Genomic DNA, 22,992 nt, shown 5'->3' with positions numbered 1-22,992 from the left:
ACCGTCCAGCTATCTAGTGAACAAGTGACGACCGGAGGCTCCCGAATCATGGACTGAGGAGCCTCAGGCTGTTGGATATTCGAAAACCTAGCTTTATAATAGGAGAGTCGAACGTAGACGTAACTGATAATGGAGGCAGGAAATCTACATGAGAATACTCCGATCGAAGGCCCTCGGATTCCTATTGCTATTATTCGTTATTATAGTAAGCGGTTGCAAGCCGGAAGGGAATGACGAAACCGGGCCTTCCTCGGAGAAGGTCACGGCGTCTCCCCAACCGAGCAAGACGGCTCTTTCCGACGAAATCGGCGCGTTGGGCCGACCGATCGTACTGGGATTCTCGCAGTTGGGATCGGAGAGCGATTGGCGGTTGGCGAATACGAAATCGATCCAAGACGCGGCTACGGAGGCGGGCATGACCTTGATGATGGACAACGCGGAACAATCTCAAGAGAAGCAGTTCGAAGCGATTCGTTCGTTCATTCGCAACAAGGTCGACGTCATTGCATTCGCACCCGTCATCCAATCGGGCTGGGAGCCCATTCTCAAGGAAGCCAAACAAGCCGGAATTCCCGTTATTCTTAGCGACCGTGCCGTTGATGTGAAGGATTCCTCGCTTTATGTAACGTTTATCGGCTCGGACTTCTACGATGAAGGCGTCAAGGCGGGCAAATACTTGTTAGACAAGATGAGAGATCATCCGGGAGTCGTGCGAATCGTCGAGCTCGCCGGCACGGTAGGTTCTTCTCCTTCCATCGACCGTGGACAGGGTTTTCGCGATACGATTAAATCCCGCGAGGATTTGACCATCGTGCGCAGCGAACCGGCGGACTTCACCAAGGAAAAAGGGAAAGAGATCATGAAGTCATTCCTCGAGCAGGAGAAGGAACCTCCCCATGTTCTATTCTCTCACAACGACGATATGGCGTTAGGTGCCATTGAAGCAATCGAAGAAGCAGGCCTAAAGCCCGGGAAAGATATCGTGATTATCTCGGTAGACGGCACGCGTCAAGCGTTCGAAATGATGGTTGAGGGGAAAATCAATTGCGTCATCGAATGCAATCCGCTGCTTGGACCCATGATCATGCAAGCGGCGAAGGAGATCATTCAGGGCCGCACGCTTCCTAAGCGGATTGCCCCGCCGGAGAGTGTATTCACCGAAGAGATGGCGGCCAAGGAAGTCGATAATCGCAAATATTAGAAGAATTGATACAAACAAACAAGCTCCCGGCGAATATTGATTATCGCCGAGAGCTTGTTTGTTTGTTTGGGTCAGATAATATCGGTCAGCTAAACCGGCGGCCTCCACCCCCGCTGCAATTGGGCGATGGAATAACCGAAATCCATCTGCAGATGGGGATAATCGGGAAAACCAGCCCAATCCCCGCCCCAGGAGAACCCTAGTTTCTTGGCAATGGCGACGACTTCCATCCAGTCCGATTTGCCGTTTCGATTCCCGTCGTATTCCAAGTCCCAGATCACTTTACCGCCGGATACGCCCAACGCGAAATCGATGGCAAGACCATAGTTGTGGTATGACTCCCCGCCTTTCACTTGGGTCACGATAGCCCCTTCGGCTCCTCTGCCTTTACGATACAAGGCATCCTGCTCGGCGGAGCTGCGGAATTCGTCGGTCACGACGATAGCTATGCCGATCTTCTCGCTTAACGCGATCAACTTATCTTTATTTTCCGCTACGACGGGATTCAGTCGTTCGACCGCGGGAACCTCGCGAAACCATCCTATTGGCACCAAACGCCCAACCGCGCTCGCATTCGCCAATACGCCGACGATAAGCACGACCAAAGCTAATAGGGTTAACCGTCTCCCCTTGGTGCGGCCCAACGCGTTAGAGCGTACCGCGCGCGCGGCATCCGACTGTTGATGACCAATGTTCATATAGTTGATTACCTTTACCTTTCACATGGCAATATATAAGAGCCCGTTTCTCTCTAACTCTATTAACTCTCTTAATAGTATGCCCTAAAATACGCCGTTTATAAAAGAATCCCTCCGTCGACTGATAATTCTCCGATAAAGCAATACCGGTATCTAGAATTTCCGTTTTACCGAAAAAATCGTTAGAATAGTAATATTGTCCGCAGTCGGACGCAGAATACAGCAATCGTGCTAAGAAGGGATTTCGTTTAACCATGATCATCAAACCAAGAACCCGCGGTTTTATCTGCACGACCGCGCATCCGCAAGGCTGCGCCCAACAAGTACAAGAACAAATCGGCTACGTGAAGGAACGCGCGGCTATCCAAGGTCCGCGCAACGTGCTCGTGATCGGCGCTTCCGCCGGTTATGGATTGGCATCGCGAATCGTAGCGGCATTCGGCGCAGGCGCCAATACCGTCGGCATCTACCGGCAAGGCGAGCGCGGCGGAGGTCGGCCAGCATCCGCCGGATGGTACAACTCGGCTGCCTTCGAAGAAGCGGCGGCGCAAGCCGGACTGAAATCGTACAGCGTAACCGGCGATGCCTTCACGGACGAGACTAAGCAGAAGGCGGTCGACCTTATTCGCAAAGAACTAGGACAAGTCGATCTGGTCGTATATAGCGTTGCCTCCCCTCGCCGCACGAATCCCCGCACGGGCGAGACGTCGAATTCCGTGCTTAAGCCGATCGGCAAGCCTTACACGAACAAAACCGTCAACTTCCACGACGGAGTGGTCACCGATATTACGATCGAGCCCGCGACCGAGGATGAAATCCGCGAGACGGTCGACGTCATGGGCGGCGACGATTGGCAGATGTGGATCGACGCTCTTCGAGACGGCGGCGTGCTTTCCGACGATGCGACTACGATAGCCTATTCTTATATCGGTTCGCAAATCACTCAAGCGATCTATCGCGAAGGTTCGATCGGGCAAGCCAAGGATCATCTGGAAGCAACGGCCCATCGGTTAAACGAGCAGCTAGGCGCTCGCGGCGGACGCGCTTACGTTACGGTAAGCAAAGCGCTCGTCACGCAATCGAGCTCTGCTATACCGGTCGTTCCGTTATACATCTCCGCCTTGTATAAAGTCATGAAAGAAAAAGGAATCCACGAAGGCTGCATCGAGCAAACGTACCGCCTATTCGCGGATCGCCTCTACTCCGCCGACGGTGTTCCGTTAGACGCCGAGGGCCGCATCCGCATCGACGATTGGGAATTGCGCGACGACGTTCAAGAAGAGGTCGCCAAGATCTGGGCAGCTATAACGACGGACGACATCTATCGGCTGACGGACCTCGAAGGCTACCGTCGCGAATTTTTCCAGCTGTTCGGATTCGAAACCGACGGCGTCGATTACGAGGTGGACGTTGACCCGAACGTAAATATTCCCAATTTAATTTAGGAGGACTACGGAATGAGAATCGCGAACGGCATAGAAATGTTGGAATTACCCACGGCAACGGGAACGGCGTTCTATCATCCGACCGTCTTTTTCGATGAAACGTCAGTCGTATTGGTAGATACGGGAACGCCCGGCAACTACGGCAAATTAATGGAGCTTATTCGGAATGCCGGTCTCTCTACGGAAAAACTGAACGCCGTCGTTCTGACCCACCAAGACTTCGATCATATCGGAAGCCTTCCTCCGTTTCTGGATATCGACGGAATCGACGTATACGCGCATGAATCGGATAAGCCTTATATCGATGGGCTTCTCCCCTTAATTAAAGTTCCCGAGGATAGATTGACTATGATGCTCGGGCAGCTGTCTCCAGACGTCGCGGATCAGTATCGGTCCGTCTACTCCGATGCGACGCCTCCTGTCGTCAACCGCATCTTAAACGATGGAGAGACTTTACCCTTCGCAGGGGGAACGATCGTGATTCACACCCCGGGCCATACGCCCGGTCACATTTGCCTGTACCACCCGCGCAGCAAAACCTTGATCGCGGGAGACGCGATGATCGTTCACGAAGGCAAGCTGATGGGACCTAACCCACCCTTCACTCCCGACATGAATCTCGCGCTTCGTTCCCTTGGCCGTTTATCCCAATACGATATCGAGAAGGTCATCTGCTTCCACGGCGGACTGTTCGAGGACCGGGTCAACGATCGTATTGCCGAACTGGCCGCGCAAGCGAACTAATGCCTTTACTCGCCACGTCCAACCGAAGCTTGCAAATGGCCATAACCTTGCTTATCGCGCTAGCATCGGGCTACCTATTCACTCTCGTTCATATGCCTATTCCTTGGCTCCTCGGGCCAATGCTCGGAGTTTGCATCGTTTCGAGAAGCGTAAAGTCGGTCCAGCTGTATTGGCCCGGCTACCTACGGAATGCGGGACTTATCGTCGTCGGTTACGCCATCGGGCTGTCGTTCACGAACGATACGCTTAAGGAGATCGTGAGGCAGCTTCCCTCCATGGTGCTGCTTACTTTGCTCCTCTTGCTTCTATGCATGCTCACCGCTTACGGATTGTCGAGGTTGGCCGGCATCTCTTTTCCGACGTCGTTGACGGGCAGCATTCCGGGAGGACTGACCCAGATGGTCTCGCTTGCCGAGGAGACTAAGGGAATCGACATGACCGTCGTCGCTTTCCTGCAGGTATCCAGGCTGATGATGATCGTCGTCTTCGTGCCTCTTATTATTTTCAGCCCTTTGATGGGAGCAAATTCTTCTCCCTCCAACGGGGCCGCATCGGTGCTGGCTACGGCGAACTCCGCGAATTGGAGCGACCTGCTCCCCGACATCCTGCCTTATGCGCTCTTATGTACGGGCTTAGCGCTGCTCGGCAAGAAGGTACGCTTCCCTACGACCTTTCTGCTAGCCCCGCTAATCGGAGCAGCCGTGCTCCATCTGTCGGGCGTGCACGGTCCTTCGTTGCCGGATACCTTCATCGCCGCGGCCCAGTTGGTAATCGGATGTTATGTCGGGCTATTGCTCAAGCCGGAGAAGTTGCCGAACAAGCTCCGCATCGTTACGCTAGCCCTGATTAGCGGCGTTATCCTTATCGTCGGCGCCTGCGGGCTGAGCTATCTAATGACCAAGATACACTCGGTATCCGTACCTACGGCTTTGCTTAGCCTATCTCCGGGCGGCATGGATCAAATGGGCATCATCGCCCACGAGATCAATGCGAACGTCTCCATCGTGACCAGCTATCAGATCTTTCGCACTTTTTTCATCTTCTTCGCCGTTCCACCGCTTCTTCGGGTGCTCTTCGGCAGGATCGCCAAGGGAAGGCGGCCCTCCGGCGAGTCGAAATCTTAATTCCAATCGAGCCAGAGTGGGCGTCAAGCCATGCGATCCGATGCTCACGATAGCCTCGAAAGAATCATCGATTCGTACATCCTAGCGCTATCGGCTTAGACAGACTGCTATTATTATGAGCGAATGGTAAATAAGGCCGGGCGCCCTTAGGGTACCCGGCCTTATTTGTAATAAAAAACATCTTAAATTTCATCACGTTAAATAGTATACTTCAGTACTATTTTCCTCAAAGTCGCTCCATGTAGCAAAATAGACGCGCCTCGCGGTTACTACTTGCCCCAAAGTCGCTCCTAGAGGGAACATAGGCTCACCTCGCGGTGCTATTTGACTAAAAGTCGCTCCAAGAGGGAATCAATGCTACCCATAGGAGCGAATCGAGGAAAATAGAATTGTAATCATCACTATTCAAGCGACTGAACCATTTTGGAATCAAAGTAGGATGAAGAATATCGCTATGGATCGAATTTTTGAGAATAGTAGAACAAAATTAGATCAATAGTAATGAAAACCATCCTTATTCCTCTTACAACTTGAAATTTATTCACTAATACAGTGAAAAACATCGCTATTGGAAAGGTAGGGACCTTACCCGGGACTACTCCAGTTAGCCAACTAAGTAGTACCTCCCGCCGGCGCATTGCTATTTGCTTCAAAGTCGCTCCGCGCAGGAAAATAGACGCGCCTCGCGGTACTATTTGCTTCAAAGTCGCTCCACTTAGCAAAATAGGCTCGCCTCGCGGTGCTATTTGACCCAAAGTCGCTCCACTTACCTAAATAAGCGCGCCTCGCGGTGCTATTTGCTTCAAAGTCGCTCCACTTACCAAAATAAGCGTGCCTCGCGGTGCTATTTGACCCAAAGTCGCTCCACTTAGCAAAATAAGCGCGCCTCGCGGTGCTATTTGACCCAAAGCCGCTCCACTTACCAAAATAAGCGCGCCTCGCGGTTCTATTTGCCTCAAAGTCGCTCCACTTACCAAAATAGGCTCGCCTCGCGGTGCTATTTGCTTCAAAGTCGCTCCACTTACCAAAATAAGCGTGCCTCGCGGTGCTATTTGCTTCAAAGTGGCTCCACTTAGCAAAATAAGCACGCCTCGCGGTGCTATTTACCCAAAGTCGCTCCACTTACCAAAATAAGCGCGCCACACGCGATACTATTTGCCCCCAAACTAATTAGCAACAACTTATCCAATCACACTTCGTCCCGGCGCAGGAACTCCAGAGCACTCCGCATTTTGTCGATGTACTCGGGCTCGTCGCCCGTGCACATGAAGCGGACGTTTCCGCTGCCCCTACCCACCGCCACTCCGTATCGGCTTAGCAACGCGGCTAGTCGCCTCACGGTCCCGGCGTTCCCGTTAACGATCTGGATGTGCGGCGGTAGGATATCCCGCAAAATGCTCGTGTAGAAAGGATAATGCGTGCATCCCAGCACGATGATTCCATAATCGTTCAAGTCGTATCCGGCCAGCTTCTCCCGAAAATACTCACCCAGCACGCGCCTATCGAACTGCAGCTCCTCGCAATATCGGACGAGCTCGGGCAGAGGAAGCGAATCGACGATGCCGCCTTCGTCCACGCGCGATACGAGCGCGTAATACTTTTCTTGTCGCAAGGTTAGCGGCGTGGCGAATACGAGCACTCTTTTACCCGTTGCGCGATTCATCTCCACGGCCGGCTTCACGGCCGGCTCCATGCCGACGATCGGCAAGGAGTATAGCTCCCTAAGCTCGCTAACCGCGATGCTCGTAGCCGTGTTGCAAGCGACGACCAATGCTTCGATGCCCTCGCCCATCATGCGTTCCATGGCATCTAGAATGTATGATCTTACTTCATCCTGCTCCTTCGTACCGTAAGGAACGTGGAGAGTGTCCGCCATGTAAAGGTAGTCCTGCGCGGGAAGCCTCCGGAGGGATTCCTCCAGTACGGTCAGCCCGCCGATACCCGAATCGAAAAATCCTATTGTCATCTTATCTATTCCTATTAATCGTAGTAGAAGATACACTTAGCATATCGCGACTGAAGCTCCCAAGCAAGGTCATCCCGTTCCGTATCATAGGAGTCGGCGTGAGCACAAGCCTACTTGCTATATGTTACACTAGTAAAAAAACAAGCGGTAAGGAGATACATGCCGATGAGACTGGTATCCTGGAACGTAAACGGGTTAAGATCGTGCGTCAATAAAGGCTTTAACGACTATTTCAAGGAAACGGACGCCGATATTTTCTGCGTTCAGGAAACGAAGCTCCAAGAGGGGCAAATCAGCCTGGAATACGGCGAGGAGTATGTGCAGTTCTGGAATTACGCGGTAAAGAAAGGTTACTCCGGCACGGCGGTTATCACCCGGATCAAGCCGTTGACGGTACGTTACGGAATCGAGGAGGATCATGAACCGGAAGGTCGCGTGCTGACGCTCGAATTCGACGATTTTTACCTAGTCACGGTTTATACGCCGAATGCCAAGAGAGACTTATCCAGGCTGGAATACAGACTGGAGTGGGAGGATCGGTTCCGTACCTACCTGCAGGAACTGGACAAGCTTAAGCCCGTTATCGTATGCGGCGACCTTAATGTCGCCCATCAGGAGATCGACATCAAGAACGCCAAAGGCAACCGCGGCGCATCTGGCTTTACCGACGAAGAGCGGGAGAAGATGACTCGGCTCCTGGACGCGGGATTCATCGATACTTTCCGCCACCTGTACCCCGACCGGGCGGACGTCTATTCCTGGTGGTCCAATATGCCTGGCGTAAGAGATCGGAACGTCGGATGGAGAATCGATTATTTTCTCGCATCCGCCCGGCTTGCTCCCTCCATTACGGACGCTAAGATCGATTGCCACATCAAGGGAAGCGACCATTGTCCCGTCATTCTGGAGCTCGCTTAGCCGCGCTAGTAATAGCCATAGCCATATCCCTATTCATCGCTCGTCATTTTCCGTTACGGTATTCGGTCGGCGTCATCTCGTACTTCTTGCGGAACACCTGCGTGAAATGCCGAACGTCCTGATAACCGATTCGCTCGGCGATGTCCGACAGCTTAAGCTTCGAATCGCCGAGAAGCTTCTTGGCTTGCTCAAGCCTTAAGGAAATGACGTAATCCTTGTATCCGTGTCCCGTTTTCTGCTTGAAAAGCTGGCTGAAATAGACGGGGTTAAGAAATACGATCGCCGCGACCTTCTCCAGGGAAAGCTCTTCGTTATAATGGGCTTGTATGTACTGCAAGGCAATGTCGATCGCCTTGTCTCCTCCGCTCTCCAAGGCTTCGAACTTACCCGAGGCCGACTGTTGCCTGAATTGCGCCACCACTTGGGGAACGGCCTTAATTTCCTCCAGCAAGCCGGACTGCAGCACCTGAAACGGAACCTTCAGATAATGCTTGAGATGGGTACGGAGCTCCGACAACAGCTTTCCGAGCTCCGCTTCGTCTCCAACGCTTATAAACCCGAGCAAGCTTTGGCGGTCGAAGCTGACGACGAAGCCGTCTCCGTAGGTATCGATGAGCTCCCCGAACACGTTCTCGATGATAAAATGCTCAAGGTGAACGTTCTTCGTCCCCGCGTCCAAAGCCACATGAATCAGATAGTAGGAGGGGTGCCGACTGGTGAACGATCGCAAGTCCAAGTTCCCGATATCCAACCCCGAAGCAAGTCTCTGGAACACGGCTTCCCGCAAGTATTTCAATCCATTGCGAAGAAGCGCCTCTTCGTTAGTCGCCTCTCGCTCGTGTATAATTTCCGCCGAAAGCGTCTCGATCAACTCCGTCAGCCTCGGCTTGCCGATCGGCTTCAATAAATAATCCCTCGCGCCAAGCTGAATGGCTTTCTGGGCGTAAGAGAACTCGGAGTGGGCGGAGATGACCACCCATTTGGCGTTCGGATATTTCCTGCGGGAAATCTGCATGAATTCCAAACCGTCCATGCCCGGCATCAAAATATCCGTAAGGACGATATCGATAGCCACTCTATCCATCACGTCGGCCGCCCCCGACGCATCCGCCGCCAATTCCACCCGGAAATCCGGAAAATTCGCCAAGAGCGTCCGTTGCACGCCTTCTCGTATTACGTTCTCATCGTCAGCTACCAGTATATTCATTCCGAACCTCGACTTTCTCGGGAAGCTGCAACCGAATTCGGACGCTAGTTCCTTTAAGCGGCGCGCTTTCCACTGTTATCCCATAGTTTTCCCCAAACATAAGCCTTAGCCTTCGTTGTAAATTAGTCATCCCGATTCCGCCCTCCCGATGCGTAACAAGCTCCAGGGTGTCCCCGCCCCTCTCGGATGTCCGCGGGATCTCAAGCGATTTTCTAAGCTCGGCCAGTTGATTCTCGTTCATGCCGATTCCGTTGTCCGATACGGTAATCGTCAGGCTATCGCCTTCTTGAATCGCGCTAACTCCCAGTTTCCCCTGGCTTCCCACCGGCTCCAAGCCATGCTTGACAGCATTCTCGATGACGGGCTGTAGCGTCATCTTGGGTACGCGGAAATCCAGCCATCTCTCGTCGATGTCGATGTCAACGGCGAGCCTGCCCTCCAGCCTCGTCTCGATGATGGTCAAATAGTGACGGATCTGCTCGACTTCCTGTCCGATCGTCGCCTCATTCTCCCAGTGACTGCTATATCGGAACATATGCGACAAGGAAAGCACAACGTCCGCCAGCTTGTCGTTCCCCTTCTCGTCCAAGAGCCAATAGATCATGTCCAGCGTGTTGTATAGAAAATGAGGGTTAACCTGCGATTGCAACGCTTGAATCTCGGCGTTCTTCTCGCTGACTGACGAAATCTTCACTTGCTCGATCAGCCCGGCGATTCGCCAAACCATATGGTTAAACGAAACGACCAATTGGTCGATCTCGCGGTAAGAATGAATGCTAAGCACGCGGTCGAAATCCCCCGCCTCCACCTTCCTCATCTCGCGGATGACGCGCTTAAGCGGGAAAGAGAGCGTTCGAGAGCCCCAGATGGCGATGAGGATTGAAATAAAGACGAGTATGGCGAACACAACTACCAAGTATCTCTTAGTGCGAACTAGCTCCACGTTCAGATCGGCCACTGGAGTTTTACTCGCGATCGTCCAGTCCGCGACGGTGATCTTGGACGTCACGATCAACTCGTCGCCGCTGCTATAAACGCCTTCTCCGCTTGCCGCAATGGCGGCCCTGCTTTCCTCCGTTAATAGAGGTGCATCCGATGAAGAAGCGATGACCTTGTCCGATTCCGTAAAAATATAGGCATCGCCATGCGGCCCTAGCTTGAGGTTGTCCATCGCGGAGAGAATAAGCTGCGGTTTTGCCTCGACGAGAACGATTCCAATCGGCTTATACTGATCCAAGTCGTAAATTAAGCGACCGAAAGCAAATACCTGCTTCTTAAGAGACGTGTCGATAACGGATTGCGGGAATACTCCCAACCACTCCATCCGCCCGGACGAATCCTGAATCTCCTTGAACCAATCGGCGTCGCGGTACATCGTATCCACAACGTTAGCATAATCTCCGAAGCTGACGACCTTCCCACCGAATGATATAACATGTATCCCCATTAAGTCATCCCTGGAATAGTAAATAGCGCCGATTACGTTGGTAATCGAGCGCTCGTTAAAGTAGTCGACGGCCGGACTCGTTTCTTTCTGCGAAAGAATCCTGACGACGTCCATATTATTGCTAAGCGATTTCGACAAGCTGTCGTAACCCTTCAGCAATAGATCGAATAAAGCGACGGTTTGCGAGCTGTTCTTCTTGGACAAATCGGATACTTTATTCTGGTAATCCTCCGACGATCGGTCGTAGAACAGCAAGCTTACCGTAACGAGTATTAAAGTCATGCTCACGAGAAAGAGCAAGAACAACCTGGATTGAATCGTATTGAAGAAACCCCTACGCACGACATGCCCCCATCCGGTGGACGCGAGGAACGGGTTTATCCTTTGACTGCACCCGCGACCATACCCTTCGTGATTTTATCCGAAAGGAAGAAATAAATCAAAATAACCGGGGCCGCGCCCATGACAAGGAAGGCGCCGATATTCCCGTAATTGACCGAATATTGGCTGACGAAGGAGTATACGCCGAACGGCAAAGTCTTCAGCTTCTCCGTGGAGATGAACGTCGCTGCCAAGATATATTCGTTCCAAATGGTGATAAAAGTGAGGATACACACGGTCATGACCGGCGGGATCGAGATCGGAATGATGATCGTACGGAAGATACGATAGATACTGGCTCCGTCAATAACCGCCGATTCTTCGATTTCTTTCGGAATCGCGCGCATGAACCCGCTGAGAATAAATACCGAGATCGGCGTAGAGAACGCGATATACGGAAGAATCAGCGATAGATGAGTATCGAGAATATTAACGTTCTTGAAAATAATCATCAGCGGCAGCAATGTCGCTTGCATCGGAATCATCATGCCTAATAGGAAAATCAGCATGACCACGTTGCCGTATTTGAAACGGAACCGGGTAATGGCGAACGCGACCATCGCGCTAAGAATAATAACGCAAACCATCGTGATGGTGGTCACGAATACGCTGTTACCGAGATACTGGAGGTAATGTCCCGATTTGTAAGCCTCGCTGTAATTCGTCCAGATCGGCGTCTTCGGCAGTGCGAAGAAGCTGCCGTCGAGAATTTCCTCATTGGTTTTGAGCGAGTATGTGAGAAGCCACAATAACGGATATAACTGGGTAACGCATAACGCTCCGATAAGGAGATACGCGAGACCCTTTTTAAGATTGACCATCGTTCGTATCCCCTCTCTTAGCTGTATTTGCGTTCGAGCTTGTTTAATCCGAAATTGATCAGTACCGTAAAGATCAAGCATAGAACGACCAAGAACGATGCGATTGCGCTTCCGTATCCATATTGCATGGACAAGAAGGAGCTGTTGTACATGTGGGTGGAGATAACGTCGGTGGCATGAGCCGGACCGCCCGCCGTCATTACCATAACCAAATCGAATGCCTGCAACGATCCGATAAACGCGAGAACGATCGATATTTTAAAGATGGGCACGATCATGGGCAGCGTAATGTAACGGTCCGCTTTGAACCCTTCCGCTCCGTCGATCTGCGCCGCTTCATAGATTTCGGAAGGAATATTCTGAACCCCGGTGAACTGGATCAGAAGGTGATAACCAAAATACTGCCACAACGACACGATGTAAATGCTGTACATCGCGAATTTCGGTTCCGTAAGCCAGTTATGCGTCCAACTGTCGAGCCCGAACCAGACTAACACGCCGTTCAACATGCCTCCCATGGATTCGGGGTTGTAGATCGTTTTCCACAATTGACCCAAGATGACCACGGAAAGGATAACGGGAGTAAAATAAATCGAAACGAACTTATTCGCTTTGCGGACGTACCGGTTAAGTAGTATTGCCATGAATAGACATATCGGAATTTCGATCATGGACGCTACGGCATAGAGCAGCGTTCTTTTTACGGATGGCCAGAACACGGGATCGTCGAAAAACATTCTCTTGAAGTTATCCAAGCCGACGAATTTCGAATCGCCGATTCCGTCCCATTCGAGCGTCCCGGTATAGAACGACACGATAATCGGAATGAACACAATACAAACGTACAGGAGTAGAGCCGGCAATATAAACACGGCAATCGTACGACCGGGAACCTTTAGGACGTTCAAGGCTTTTCGCCTCCTTCATCGATTTCACTAAAACCAAAGCGGGATGCGAAGGAAAACGCGTTTCCGCGGCTCCTTCGCATCCGTTCCGTTTGGCGGATTATTTATTGGCTTCGTAAGCAGCTTGGTGTTCTTTAGCTACTTGAGACGATTCCACTTTTTGCACGAACAGGTTTTGCAAGCTGTTCAAGTGAACTTGGGCTACAGCCGGAACCATCGTGTTATCGAACGCGAGGTCGCCGCCTTTAACGCCTTGGAACATGTTCATGACGTCGATCGAAAGGTCGGAATACCCAGCTGCTTTAAGGTCTCCTTCGACCTTCTGAGGCTGTCCTACCGCATTCTTCAATTCGAATTGAACTTTAGGCAGGTTCAGCGTGTAGAAGTTCAAGAAATCTTTGGCTACATCGATGTGCTTGCTGTTAGCGGAAATCGCGAAAGCGGTACCCGGAGCAAGCATGTACTCGTTCAGATCGCCTTTGCCGTCAACAGTCGGGAATTGGAACGCGCCGACTTTGCTGCCGACCGAAGAAGAATCGATTGCGCCTGTTTCCCATGTTCCCAAGATGAACATTGCGGCTTTACCTGTTTTGAATAGGTTGGATCCCGCAGTAGCGTCGATAGAAGTCGCGCCGTCCGGGAATGCGCCGGCTTGAACGAGATCTTGGAATTTGTCTACTGCCGTAATGAACGCAGGATCTTCGAATGTTTTCTTGCCGCTTACGACGTCAGACAAGAATCCTGGGCCGCCGTTGGTACGAAGAAGGATATTCATGAATAGGAACGAACCCGTCCAAGAATCCTTTTCTCCGATCGCGATCGGAGTAATTCCTTTTGCTTTAAGCGCTTTTACGTCTTCGAGCATTTCGTCGAACGTCGTAGGAATCTTGCTGATACCCGCTTGCTCGAACAATTCTTTGTTGTAGAAAACGACTTCGATATTGTTGCCGTCAGGCAAGGCGTAAACGTTGCCATCGAAGCTGTAGTTATCAAGCAAACCCGCTTGGTAAGTGTCTTTCAGTCCGTTTTTGTCAAGAACGTCATTCAATGGGGCGAACAAACCGGCATCTACGAAAGGTTTCATTTGCGCAGCCGGGTTAACCATCGTGATATCCGGAATTTGTTTGGACGCCGCTTGCGTTTTTAGCTTTTGCTTCTGGTTGTCTGTGTTAAGCGTATCCAACTCGATCTTCACGTTCGGATGAGCGTCTTGATACTCTTGAACCAATTGCTTCAAAGCTTTCGCAGTCGGAGTAGTCGGATCCGGGTAGATGTTCTGGAACGTGATGGATACGTTCTCGCCGCCAGCCGCGCCGCCTTCGCTTGCAGCCGGTGCCGAACCGGATGGAGAAGCATTGTTGCCGCTATCGTTGTTGGATCCGCATGCCGCCAAGCTTAGAGTTAAAGCGCTTGCCGCCAGTACCATGCCAACCGTTTTCATTTTTTTAGCCATTTTTATTTTTCCCCCTCGGAAAGTTGTAATCTCATTATGCCGCACGTTGAAACGATCGAACAATGCGGGAACTTTATGACTTAAGGTTTACTTTTTAAAGGTTGAATATGTAAAAGACAAACAAAACGGCTTCGTCTTCCTTGGGACGGCAGTAAACGTTCAAGAAGGGTTATCACCCAATATCGATTACTCGACAATGGGGATAACCCTTCTTCCCGATCCTCATTCTCACTGGCTTTCGTCGCCGTGCCACAGCTTTCGGAAGGATTCATTGCCGGCAAGCAACGTTTCCAACGTTCCCTCCGCTTCGATCGAACCTTCCTTCATGACGATAATGTGATCCGCATGAGCCAAGGCCGCTTTCCGGTGGGACACCACAAGGCATGTCGCGTCTCTTCGGTCCGCGAAAAGGCGGGACCATAACTTCTGCTCGGTCTCTACGTCTAGAGCGCTGGATAAGTCATCGAACACATAAAGCTCCGCGTCCCTCACCAACATTCTCGCTGCCGCCGTTCTCTGCGCCTGACCACCGGACAGCTTAACCCCGCGAGGGCCGATGACTGTATCGAGACCTCCTTGCAGATGCCCGATATCGTCCTCCAGAACGGAAGTATGCAGCGCTCGCGTTAGCCTGTCCGCCTTATCCTCTTCTCCCAAGAGAATATTTTCCCTAAGCGTATCGCTATAGAGTCTCGGCACTTGAGCGGTATATGCGCTTCGCGGAGGAACGAAGAAAGAGCCGGCATCACTCACCTTGCGGCCATTCCAACGGATCGTACCCTCGTCTTGCGGGAGCAGCCCGAGCAACGTTCTTACCAACGTCGTTTTGCCGGACCCGATCGGCCCCGTCACGACCGTGAACGTTCCTCTTGCCAGACTCAGGTTGATTCCTTCGATCCCTCTCCCGGTTTCCGGATATTTGAAGGTCAGATCGTTCGCTTCCAAGCGATTCAGACGTTCGTCAGAAGGAAGAGGGGCGGCGTCTTTAGCATCCGCTTCCGTTTCTTCGTCCCTAATATGCAACGATCGGTCAGCCGTAAGCACGCTTGCAGGAGCACCTTGAAGAATTCTCGTCAAGCGAAGAAGCGCTACCGCCATCTGCTTGAAGTAAGTAAGGAATTTACCGAAATTGGAAATGAATTGCGTCACGAATGTTAAGTAGTAGACGAACAGCGAGAAATCCCCGACCGTGAACTCGCCGCCCCGCATCTGCTGACCGGCAAGCAACAGAATGAGCCCCGTACCTAGATTCACCGTGTTTGAGAACACGGAGTCCAGCACTTCGGTCATCAGCTTATCCTTCAGCATCATCTTGCGGCGGTTGTCGTTCAACTCGCGGAATCGCCCCATCACGCGTTCTTCCGCTCCCGCGATTTGAATCGCTTGAACGCTGCCGAACATTTCGCTGATCGCACCCGTTACCTTGGCCGTTGATTCGCGGCTATCCGAACGATACTTCTGCAGACGCGTCGTCGCGAGCTGCGCGGCAATGACGACAACGACTAACGGCAAGAAGACGAGTACCGTCATGCGCGCGTCGATCTGCACGAGGATGTAGCCGGATACGGCCGCGAAGCACGTCATGCCGAAGACGTCGACGGACCAGCTAGCGGCTTCTTCCGATTGATCGACATCGTCGCGGAAGTGGCTGATGGCTTCGCCTGGAGATACGGGAATCGCTCTGGCTCCAGGCTCCTTCAGAATATGCTCCAGTAGATTCCTGCGCAGCAGCATACCCATTCGGAAACGGAAGTTCACGTCCGTTATGAAGCCGACATACACGCTTGCGCACCGGGCCATGGCGAATCCCATCAATAGCGCGATCAATCCCCAAGTTCCAAGATTCGTTGCGGATTGTCCCGCCAACGAATCGAAAAATTCCTTCGTCAGAAGGCCGGGGACGATCGGCATTAAGTAAATGCCCGTCCATACGACGGCATTCAAGATATACCACGTCGGCCGGTACCGGATCAATCTCCACATATACGTAAAAGTACTCATGCCAACACCTCCTCGAGTCCGGCCGCAAGCATACGACTGAACCGCGATTCCGGGTCGGATGCCAGCTTCGTTCGAAGTCCCGCCTCTACGACGCGGCCTTGCTCAAGAATAACGATTCGATCCGCGCGCTCGACCGTCGCCAAGCGGTGAGCGATAATCAAGCAGGAGCGATCGGTCAGCAATTGATCGATCGCCTGCTCCATCCGATATTCCGTTAACGGATCTAGACGCGAAGACGCCTCATCTAATATGACTAGACCGGGATTCGTCAAGAATACCCTGGCGAAGGCGAGTAGCTGTGCTTCTCCCGCGGATAGGCTTCCGCCTCCGGACGCCAATTGCGTGTCCAACCCTTCCGGAAGCGATTCGTACCACCCTCCGAGTCCAAGGTCTCTGAGCACGCGCACGATATTCTCGTCCTTCACGCTTTCGTCGTAGAATGTGAGGTTGTCCCTCACGCTTCCTTGCAATATCTCTATGTTCTGAGTGACGAGCGCAACGTTCGTCCTCAATTCGCTAAGCTTGAATTGCCGGATGTCCGTTCCGCCGAGTTCGATGCCGCCTTGCTGCGGATCGTAGAAGCGGAGCAACAACCGGGCAAGCGTCGTTTTCCCGCTGCCTGTTCTGCCTAACAGTCCGAGTACCTCGCCAGGCTGAAGCCGAATATTGATTTCCTCGAGAGTAGGCGCGTCCTCGTACGAGAACGTCATATTCTTGAACTCCACCGACAAGGGACCCGGCGGAAGCTTCGTTCCCGGGCCGTCCTCGATCTTGGAACGCGTAGCTAGCAGCTCTCGTATCCGGACTAAGCTGGCATCCGCTTTCTGCAGATCTTCGATCTGGGTACGGAGCTTCTCGATGGGCTTGGCAAGCAGCTCCGTATAATAGAAGATCAAATACACCGTCCCGATGGTAATGCTTCCATTCTTCCAGAGATACGCGCTAATAGCGAAGGCCATCGCGTTCCCCAACGCGAATATGATAATCGTCGTATTCCACATCGACGCGAAGCCGAGGAATGCCTTCGTTCGAATCGGCAGCATCCTGCGCAGCAACGAGTAGAACCTATTCATAACGAAGCCGGTTGCTCCGTTGGCTCGCGTATCTTCCGTTCCTTCGAGGTGCTCTCCGATGAACCCGTAGAAGTCGGCGTTGATCTGGCGCCACTTGGTCCATACGGGCAAGGCGAACTTGCGAATCCACTGAATGACGTAGACGGCCGCAACGACGAATACTAGCATAGCTGTTCCTATCCAAAAGTTCTCCCGAAAAAGAAGAATGATAATGCCTAGCATGAGCAGCAGATTACCCGCAAGATGAATGATGAAGCTGGAGAAAAAGTTAGCCAACGCGTTTACGTCGCCATCTACTCGTTCGATGATCGAACCGGTCGTGTTCGTTTTGTGAAAAGACATGTCCAACTTGAGGCCGTGCTCGGCTAAATCTCCCCGCAGTTGGTTCGTCGTGCGCCAAGCCAGGTTCTCGCTCGCATAGGTCGCGATGACGGATACGATCTGTTGAATGAGGGAAAACCCGATAAACATGGCGGCCGCATAATAGAGCGGGGTCAAGGATCCGTCGGACTGAGCGGTGTCGATAAAATAGCGAATGATTTGCGGGTTGATCAATTGAAGTCCGATAGATGCGAATAGCAGAATCGCCAATCCGATCAACGTTCGCCTTTGCGGTAGCAGGTATCGGTGCAGCATCGCGTAATAATGGCTGACCGAATTACTCTTCGTAGGCGACTTGCTCATGGATGCCCCTCCCTCCTCTGCGTCGAATTCGGAAATAAAAAAGCGATAACCTCCCAATGGGGGTTATCGCCGTTATCGCCACTTACGGCTACAGCACTTTAGTGCCGATTACGTGATTTAGCGGAATATACCCGATCGCCCGACTGTCTTCGCTGTTGTTGCGGTTGTCGCCCATAACGAAAATATGTTTGTCCGGCACGACCCACTTCTCTTCGTCGCTTTCGTTCATGGCTTCCTTCACGTAAGGTTCGTCCAGCGGTATGCCGTTGCGATATAGAATATGCTCCTTCAATTCCAATACGTCGCCCGGCTTGCCTATGACTCTCTTCACGTAGAAATAATTATCGTCCTTATTTAGGATGAGCTGAAACAACGGATTGTCCATGACGTCGTCCATGAAATCGCGATCGCGGTCGACTCGGCTATCGATAATGACGATGTCGCCGTATTTAGGGAAATAAGAGAACGTATGGGATAACTTCGAGACGTATACTCTCTGATTATCGCGAAGGGTAGGATCCATGGAATGCCCGTCTACTTTATACGGTTGAAAAAGGAAGATTCCGATAATCAACGATAGAACGAACGCGATTGCCAAGGAGCTTATCCAGCTTCGTATCTTCTTCAATATCGTCATAGGGACACGTCCTTAGGCTTAGGCTTTTCCACATTTTATCACATCCGGTAGCCGAAATCATCACATTGGACGACTGTTAATATTATACGCTTGCTTATTCCAGCCAAGTACTATAGTATTATAAATCTGTTCACGGGTAACGGTAAAACGGCTCGTACATCAATGTCGCGGGGTGGAGCAGCCCGGTAGCTCGTCGGGCTCATAACCCGAAGGCCGCAGGTTCAAATCCTGCCCCCGCAACCAAAAACAACTTATACGCGACATAAGTAATCCCCGGTGTTTTCTACCGGGGATTTTATTTTTGTCTGGCCGCGCTTCGGCGAACATGCAGACTAGCCCACCAGGTAGTCTGACTATAGCAATCCAATACTCGTTTTAGACGCGTAACTACTCGCGGGTCGCCGACTTTGGCGGGAGTTACCCGGTTTGGACGGCTAACTCCTCTCGGATGACCGACTTTAGCGAGAATTACCCGGTTTGGACGGCTAACTCCTCTCGGATGACCGACTTTGGCGAGAATTACCCGGTTTGGACGGCTAACTGCGCACGGGTGGCCCGCTTTGGCGAGAGTTACCCGGTTTGGACGGCTAACTGCGCATGGATTGCCGACTTTGGCAAGACGCTCACCGGCTTACTCTTTCTTCTCTCCCCGTTTTACCGGAGTAACCCGTCCCACCCAATTGTCCCTGCTCATCCGCTGTACCGTATTGATACGAGCGGGAATAACCGTAGCGGCCGAACCCTCCGCCTGAATCCCCCCCGAACTGCCTGTTACGGGATTCGCTTCTTTAACTTCGCGCGGAGGCAATCCGCGGCCATTGTGTTTTCCTCTGTTCCATACTTTGTTTTTACTCATTTCGCATCTCCGATTGTTAAATTTCGATATGATTCTTATTCTAACACAAGTTGCTCCGCCACCTTGATGAACGCTTTCGTGGCTGGAGTGCTATCCTTCAAGGACTTAACGGCTAATCCGATGCGTCGAAGAGCTTGCGGAACCAACTCGGCCACGTGTGCTCCCGAATAGCCCGTCGGCAACGTCAGGCGGGGAACGATTGTCACCCCAAGCCCTTCCTGAACCATAGAAAGAATCGTCGGATTGTCCTCCACTTCGAAATGTACGTTAGGCTTGAGGCCGGCCAATCGAAAACGCTCGCCGACGAGCACCTCGCAACCTGCTTTAGGCATGATGAACGGTTCTCCCGCGATCTGTTCCACGCTTAGGAATCGTTCATTGCAAAGCGGATGGTCCGCGGGTATCACGACGACAAGCCTATCTTCCATTAAAGGGATGAACTCCATGCCGCTGTAGACTGGCAAAATTACGAATCCGATATCTACGACGCCGTTGGCGATCCACTCCAGAATGTCGTTATATTTCCCCTCATGGAGTTCGAGCTCGATTCCCTTATGCCGAGCTTTGAACGCGGTAAGAATCTTCGGAAGTACTTTCATGGAGACGCTGGGAAAGCATCCGACCTTGATTTTACCGATCTCCATGCCGACGATAGCAGCGGTTTGCTGTTTAATATGCTCTGATTCCACAAGCATGCTTCGCATATGGCCGATAATCCTCGTTCCGGCGTCCGTCAAAGTAACTCCGCTTCTTCCTCGATTCAGAAGTTGGACTCCCAACTCCGTTTCCAATGCGGATATGTTATGGCTAACCCCGGATTGCGTGAGGCCTAGCATATCTCCGGCTTTCGTGAAATTCCCCGTTTCCGCTACCTTCACGAGCACCTCGATCTGAAAAAGGTTCACAAATTCGCCGCCTCCGCACTATTTTACATGAGAGTTACAGATGCTATAGATTCATAACATTCATTTTACTTATCTATATTATGCACATAAACTGTAGAAAAGGAAGTCGATACGCGATAGCTTCATTCACAGGAGGCACATTTATGAAACAGCTTGAGATCTATCATATCGATGCTTTTACGGACGTGTCGTTCGGGGGCAATCCGGCGGGAGTTATCCCGGAAGCGGGCAGTTTAACGACGGAGGAAATGCAGAAAATTGCCGGCGAACTGAATTTGCCGGAATCGGTTTTCTTGCTCCCGCCGTCGCGTCCCGATGCGGACTATCGCGTTCGCTACTTTACGCCTACGGAGGAAATCAACTTTTGCGGGCATGCGACCGTTGCGCTTTCGTGGTTGCTCGCCGAAAAATACGGCTACTTGGAAAAGGGCGACAGGGTCGCGCTGGAAACGAATGTCGGTCTCGTTCCCGTCGAGTGGATTATCGAGAATAACCGGCTCGCTCGCGTATCCATGACGCAATTGCCTCCTCGTACGCAAGAAATCGACATCTCGATCGAGAGAGTTGCCGAGCTTGTCGGCATCCATCCCGGTGACGTGGATGACCGTTATCCCATTAGGCTTGGCAGCACGGGCAACTGGCATCTGTTCGTTCCGGTCCGAACCCGATCAGCGATTGACTCGGCTACTCCGCAGCTAAAGGAGCTAGGCAGGATGAACAAGGAGCTACAAGTGTCGACTACGCACCTGTTCACATTCGATATGCATGGAGAATTCGATCTCTACACGAGGGATTTCGCTCCCGCGATCGGAATCGCGGAGGATCCGGTCACAGGCGCGGCTAATGGAGCGTTGGCGGGTTACTTGTATTTGGAGGGGATTTTGCCGGAAATGGAACAAACTCGACTTAAAGTAGGCCAAGGTCATGCGATCGGCAGACCGGGAACTCTGTACATTACGGTTACTCCTCAAGAGACTGCGCCTAGAATCGAGGTTGCGGGGTCGGCGGTCATCACGATCGAAGGGCTGATTACGATAAGGTAATCGAGTTGCTATGCATGAAAGAGAGCAAGTCAGCTATTCCCTCTCGCGGAATGTCCGGCTTGCTCTTTTTTAGGAATTGAATTTATTTTTACACGTATCCGCCATTCACGCGAACGGTTTGGCCCGTCATCCAGCGCGATTCCTCGCCGGCCATGAACAAAATGACGCTTGAAATGTCCTCCGGCTCGCCTAGCCTGCCCAATGAATTCATGTTCACGAAGCCCTTGATCTGCTCTTCCGTTTTGCCGACCTTGAAGAGTTCCGTGTTCACCGGCCCCGGCGCGATCGCATTGATCGTTATTCCTTTTGGTCCTAACTCCTTGGCCAATTGTCGAGTAATCTGTTCCACGGCTCCCTTGGTCGCGGCATACACGCTATAGTTCGGGAACATGGCACCAATCACCGAAGTCGAGATATTGATTACGCGCCCGTTCGGACTCATATGAATCGCCGCTTGCTGGATGGCGAAATAGGTACCCTTCACGTTGATCGCGAATTGTCTGTCGAAGTCCTCTTCCGTCACATTGGAGATAGGCTTGGTGATCATGATGCCGGCGTTGTTGACAAGGATATCTACCTGTCCGAATGCTTCCAACGTCTTCTTGAACAGCATCTCCACTTCTGCCACACGGCTGATATCCGCTTGAACTGCCAGCGCTTCTCCACCCTCGTTCTTAATTCCGCTCACGACTTCCTCCGCTTTATCCGGGCTGCTCGTATAGTTTACGACGACTTTCGCGCCATTGCGTGCCAACACTTCTGCTATCTCTCGTCCGATACCTCTCGAAGCTCCCGTAACCAATGCCACTTTGCCGGATAACTTGTTTCCCATATTATTTCCTCCTTTGATTTCCGGTGATCATGCGCTCTCTCGTCTTTGCTGAATTGATTATATCTCGGTCGAACACGAATTTCAAGTGACATTTATTATTATTTGTCATTTGATTAGGAATTTGTTTTGGTCGAGGAAATGCCTGGGTTGCAGCCTATCAGAAATGGTGAACCACAGTTGCAGAGTTAGCAAAGTTTCTTCGCTGTCTCGGGACTGTTTGCTCGCGGCGGACGGAATTAGCTAAGTTTCTTCGCTATCTCGCGGCTGTTTGCACATGGTGGACGGAGTTAGCTAACTTCCTTCGCTATCTCGGGACTGATTGCTCATGGTGGACGGAGTTAGCTAACTTCCTTCGCTGACTCGGGACTGTTTGCTCGTGGCGGACGGAATTAGCTAAGTTTCTTCGCTATCTCGCGGCTGTTAGCTTCCGATGGACGGAGTTAGCCAAGTTTCTTCGCTATCTCGGGACTCTTCGCTTCCTGTGGGCGGAGTTAGCTAAGTTTCTTCGCTATCTCGCGGCTGTTTGCTCGTGGTGGACGGACTTAGTCCGATTTCCTTACTAACCAAAGATGATGCCAGCATCATCGCCATGAATGAAAAATGGTTCGTCCGCATCCTTTTCTAAAATCCTTTAAAAACGGATAAACAGAT

Annotated in this window: 19 protein-coding genes and 1 tRNA gene; 7 read left to right on the top strand and 13 right to left on the bottom strand. The window is 51.8% G+C overall.

The window, feature by feature from the left end; translation table 11 throughout:
* Window positions 1-148 precede the first annotated feature (148 nt).
* Window positions 149-1,201 (top strand): ABC transporter substrate-binding protein, encoded by a 1,053-nt coding sequence (locus DFP95_RS23020; RefSeq protein ID WP_115995045.1) that lies wholly within the window; start codon window positions 149-151, stop codon window positions 1,199-1,201.
* A gap of 89 nt (window positions 1,202-1,290) precedes the next feature.
* Here the strand turns inward: DFP95_RS23020 and DFP95_RS23015 are convergent, their stop codons facing one another.
* A complete protein-coding gene (locus DFP95_RS23015) occupies window positions 1,291-1,899 on the bottom strand; it encodes a M15 family metallopeptidase (protein ID WP_115995044.1) in 609 nt (202 codons plus the stop codon).
* A 254-nt stretch (window positions 1,900-2,153) separates the two neighbouring features.
* On the opposite strand from DFP95_RS23015, the gene fabV reads away from it, so the two are divergent.
* The 3 genes from fabV to DFP95_RS23000 are packed head-to-tail and all read left to right on the top strand — an operon-like array spanning window position 2,154 to window position 5,212.
* The gene (gene fabV / locus DFP95_RS23010) at window positions 2,154-3,344 is read left to right on the top strand and encodes an enoyl-ACP reductase FabV (protein WP_115995043.1); all 1,191 of its coding nucleotides are present in this window, start codon (window positions 2,154-2,156) and stop codon (window positions 3,342-3,344) included.
* A 12-nt stretch (window positions 3,345-3,356) separates the two neighbouring features.
* On the top strand, window positions 3,357-4,088 hold the full coding sequence (locus DFP95_RS23005) for an MBL fold metallo-hydrolase (RefSeq protein ID WP_115995042.1): 732 nt from the start codon (window positions 3,357-3,359) through the stop codon (window positions 4,086-4,088).
* Window positions 4,088-5,212: an AbrB family transcriptional regulator gene (locus DFP95_RS23000; protein WP_115995041.1), complete on the top strand. Its 1,125-nt coding sequence runs from the start codon at window positions 4,088-4,090 to the stop codon at window positions 5,210-5,212. The genes DFP95_RS23005 and DFP95_RS23000 overlap by 1 nt, the downstream gene beginning before the upstream one ends.
* Before the next feature lie 1,189 nt (window positions 5,213-6,401).
* On the opposite strand, the gene murI is transcribed toward DFP95_RS23000, so the two are convergent.
* Window positions 6,402-7,178, bottom strand: a complete 777-nt coding sequence (murI, locus tag DFP95_RS22990; RefSeq protein ID WP_115995039.1) for a glutamate racemase — start codon at window positions 7,176-7,178, stop codon at window positions 6,402-6,404.
* A gap of 165 nt (window positions 7,179-7,343) precedes the next feature.
* Between murI and DFP95_RS22985 the strand changes: the two genes are divergently transcribed.
* Window positions 7,344-8,096 (top strand): exodeoxyribonuclease III, encoded by a 753-nt coding sequence (locus tag DFP95_RS22985; RefSeq protein ID WP_115995038.1) that lies wholly within the window; start codon window positions 7,344-7,346, stop codon window positions 8,094-8,096.
* Between the two features lie 43 nt (window positions 8,097-8,139).
* Here the strand turns inward: DFP95_RS22985 and DFP95_RS22980 are convergent, their stop codons facing one another.
* From DFP95_RS22980 to lepB, 8 genes are all read right to left on the bottom strand, one after another.
* The gene (locus DFP95_RS22980) at window positions 8,140-9,303 is read right to left on the bottom strand and encodes a response regulator transcription factor (RefSeq protein WP_115995037.1); all 1,164 of its coding nucleotides are present in this window, start codon (window positions 9,301-9,303) and stop codon (window positions 8,140-8,142) included.
* Entirely contained in the window at window positions 9,284-11,092 is a 1,809-nt protein-coding gene (locus DFP95_RS22975) for a sensor histidine kinase (RefSeq protein WP_115995036.1), read from the bottom strand. Before DFP95_RS22975 ends, DFP95_RS22980 begins: the two co-directional genes overlap by 20 nt.
* A 35-nt stretch (window positions 11,093-11,127) precedes the next feature.
* Window positions 11,128-11,952, bottom strand: coding sequence for a carbohydrate ABC transporter permease (locus DFP95_RS22970; RefSeq protein ID WP_115995035.1), 825 nt, complete (start codon window positions 11,950-11,952; stop codon window positions 11,128-11,130).
* A 17-nt stretch (window positions 11,953-11,969) separates the two neighbouring features.
* On the bottom strand, window positions 11,970-12,860 hold the full coding sequence (locus tag DFP95_RS22965) for a carbohydrate ABC transporter permease (protein ID WP_115995034.1): 891 nt from the start codon (window positions 12,858-12,860) through the stop codon (window positions 11,970-11,972).
* A 97-nt stretch (window positions 12,861-12,957) separates the two neighbouring features.
* Window positions 12,958-14,310, bottom strand: a complete 1,353-nt coding sequence (locus DFP95_RS22960) for a sugar ABC transporter substrate-binding protein (protein WP_115995033.1) — start codon at window positions 14,308-14,310, stop codon at window positions 12,958-12,960.
* Between the two features lie 228 nt (window positions 14,311-14,538).
* Complete coding sequence (locus DFP95_RS22955) at window positions 14,539-16,311, bottom strand: ABC transporter ATP-binding protein (protein ID WP_115995032.1); 1,773 nt, start codon at window positions 16,309-16,311, stop codon at window positions 14,539-14,541.
* Window positions 16,308-18,068 carry an ABC transporter ATP-binding protein gene (locus tag DFP95_RS22950; RefSeq protein WP_245987893.1) on the bottom strand — a complete coding sequence of 587 codons (1,761 nt, stop codon included), beginning with the start codon at window positions 18,066-18,068 and terminating at the stop codon, window positions 16,308-16,310. Before DFP95_RS22950 ends, DFP95_RS22955 begins: the two co-directional genes overlap by 4 nt.
* A gap of 88 nt (window positions 18,069-18,156) precedes the next feature.
* Window positions 18,157-18,705 carry a signal peptidase I gene (gene lepB / locus DFP95_RS22945; RefSeq protein ID WP_115995031.1) on the bottom strand — a complete coding sequence of 183 codons (549 nt, stop codon included), beginning with the start codon at window positions 18,703-18,705 and terminating at the stop codon, window positions 18,157-18,159.
* Between the two features lie 166 nt (window positions 18,706-18,871).
* Between lepB and DFP95_RS22940 the strand changes: the two genes are divergently transcribed.
* Window positions 18,872-18,948: transfer RNA gene (locus DFP95_RS22940), tRNA-Met, on the top strand.
* A 388-nt stretch (window positions 18,949-19,336) separates the two neighbouring features.
* Here the strand turns inward: DFP95_RS22940 and DFP95_RS22935 are convergent.
* Both DFP95_RS22935 and DFP95_RS22930 read right to left on the bottom strand, forming a co-directional pair.
* Window positions 19,337-19,561 carry a hypothetical protein gene (locus DFP95_RS22935; RefSeq protein WP_115995030.1) on the bottom strand — a complete coding sequence of 75 codons (225 nt, stop codon included), beginning with the start codon at window positions 19,559-19,561 and terminating at the stop codon, window positions 19,337-19,339.
* A gap of 35 nt (window positions 19,562-19,596) precedes the next feature.
* Complete coding sequence (locus DFP95_RS22930) at window positions 19,597-20,466, bottom strand: LysR family transcriptional regulator (RefSeq protein ID WP_147304210.1); 870 nt, start codon at window positions 20,464-20,466, stop codon at window positions 19,597-19,599.
* Between the two features lie 143 nt (window positions 20,467-20,609).
* Between DFP95_RS22930 and DFP95_RS22925 the strand changes: the two genes are divergently transcribed.
* Window positions 20,610-21,509: a PhzF family phenazine biosynthesis protein gene (locus DFP95_RS22925; protein WP_115995029.1), complete on the top strand. Its 900-nt coding sequence runs from the start codon at window positions 20,610-20,612 to the stop codon at window positions 21,507-21,509.
* Between the two features lie 88 nt (window positions 21,510-21,597).
* Here the strand turns inward: DFP95_RS22925 and DFP95_RS22920 are convergent, their stop codons facing one another.
* Complete coding sequence (locus DFP95_RS22920) at window positions 21,598-22,341, bottom strand: SDR family oxidoreductase (RefSeq protein WP_115995028.1); 744 nt, start codon at window positions 22,339-22,341, stop codon at window positions 21,598-21,600.
* Window positions 22,342-22,992 lie beyond the last annotated feature (651 nt).

The organism is Cohnella lupini (assembly GCF_003386205.1).
GTDB classification, from domain to species: Bacteria; Bacillota; Bacilli; order Paenibacillales; family Paenibacillaceae; genus Cohnella; species Cohnella lupini.
The sequence above is the reverse complement of the archived record's forward strand: the minus strand, read 5'-3'. Positions and strand labels throughout refer to the sequence as shown.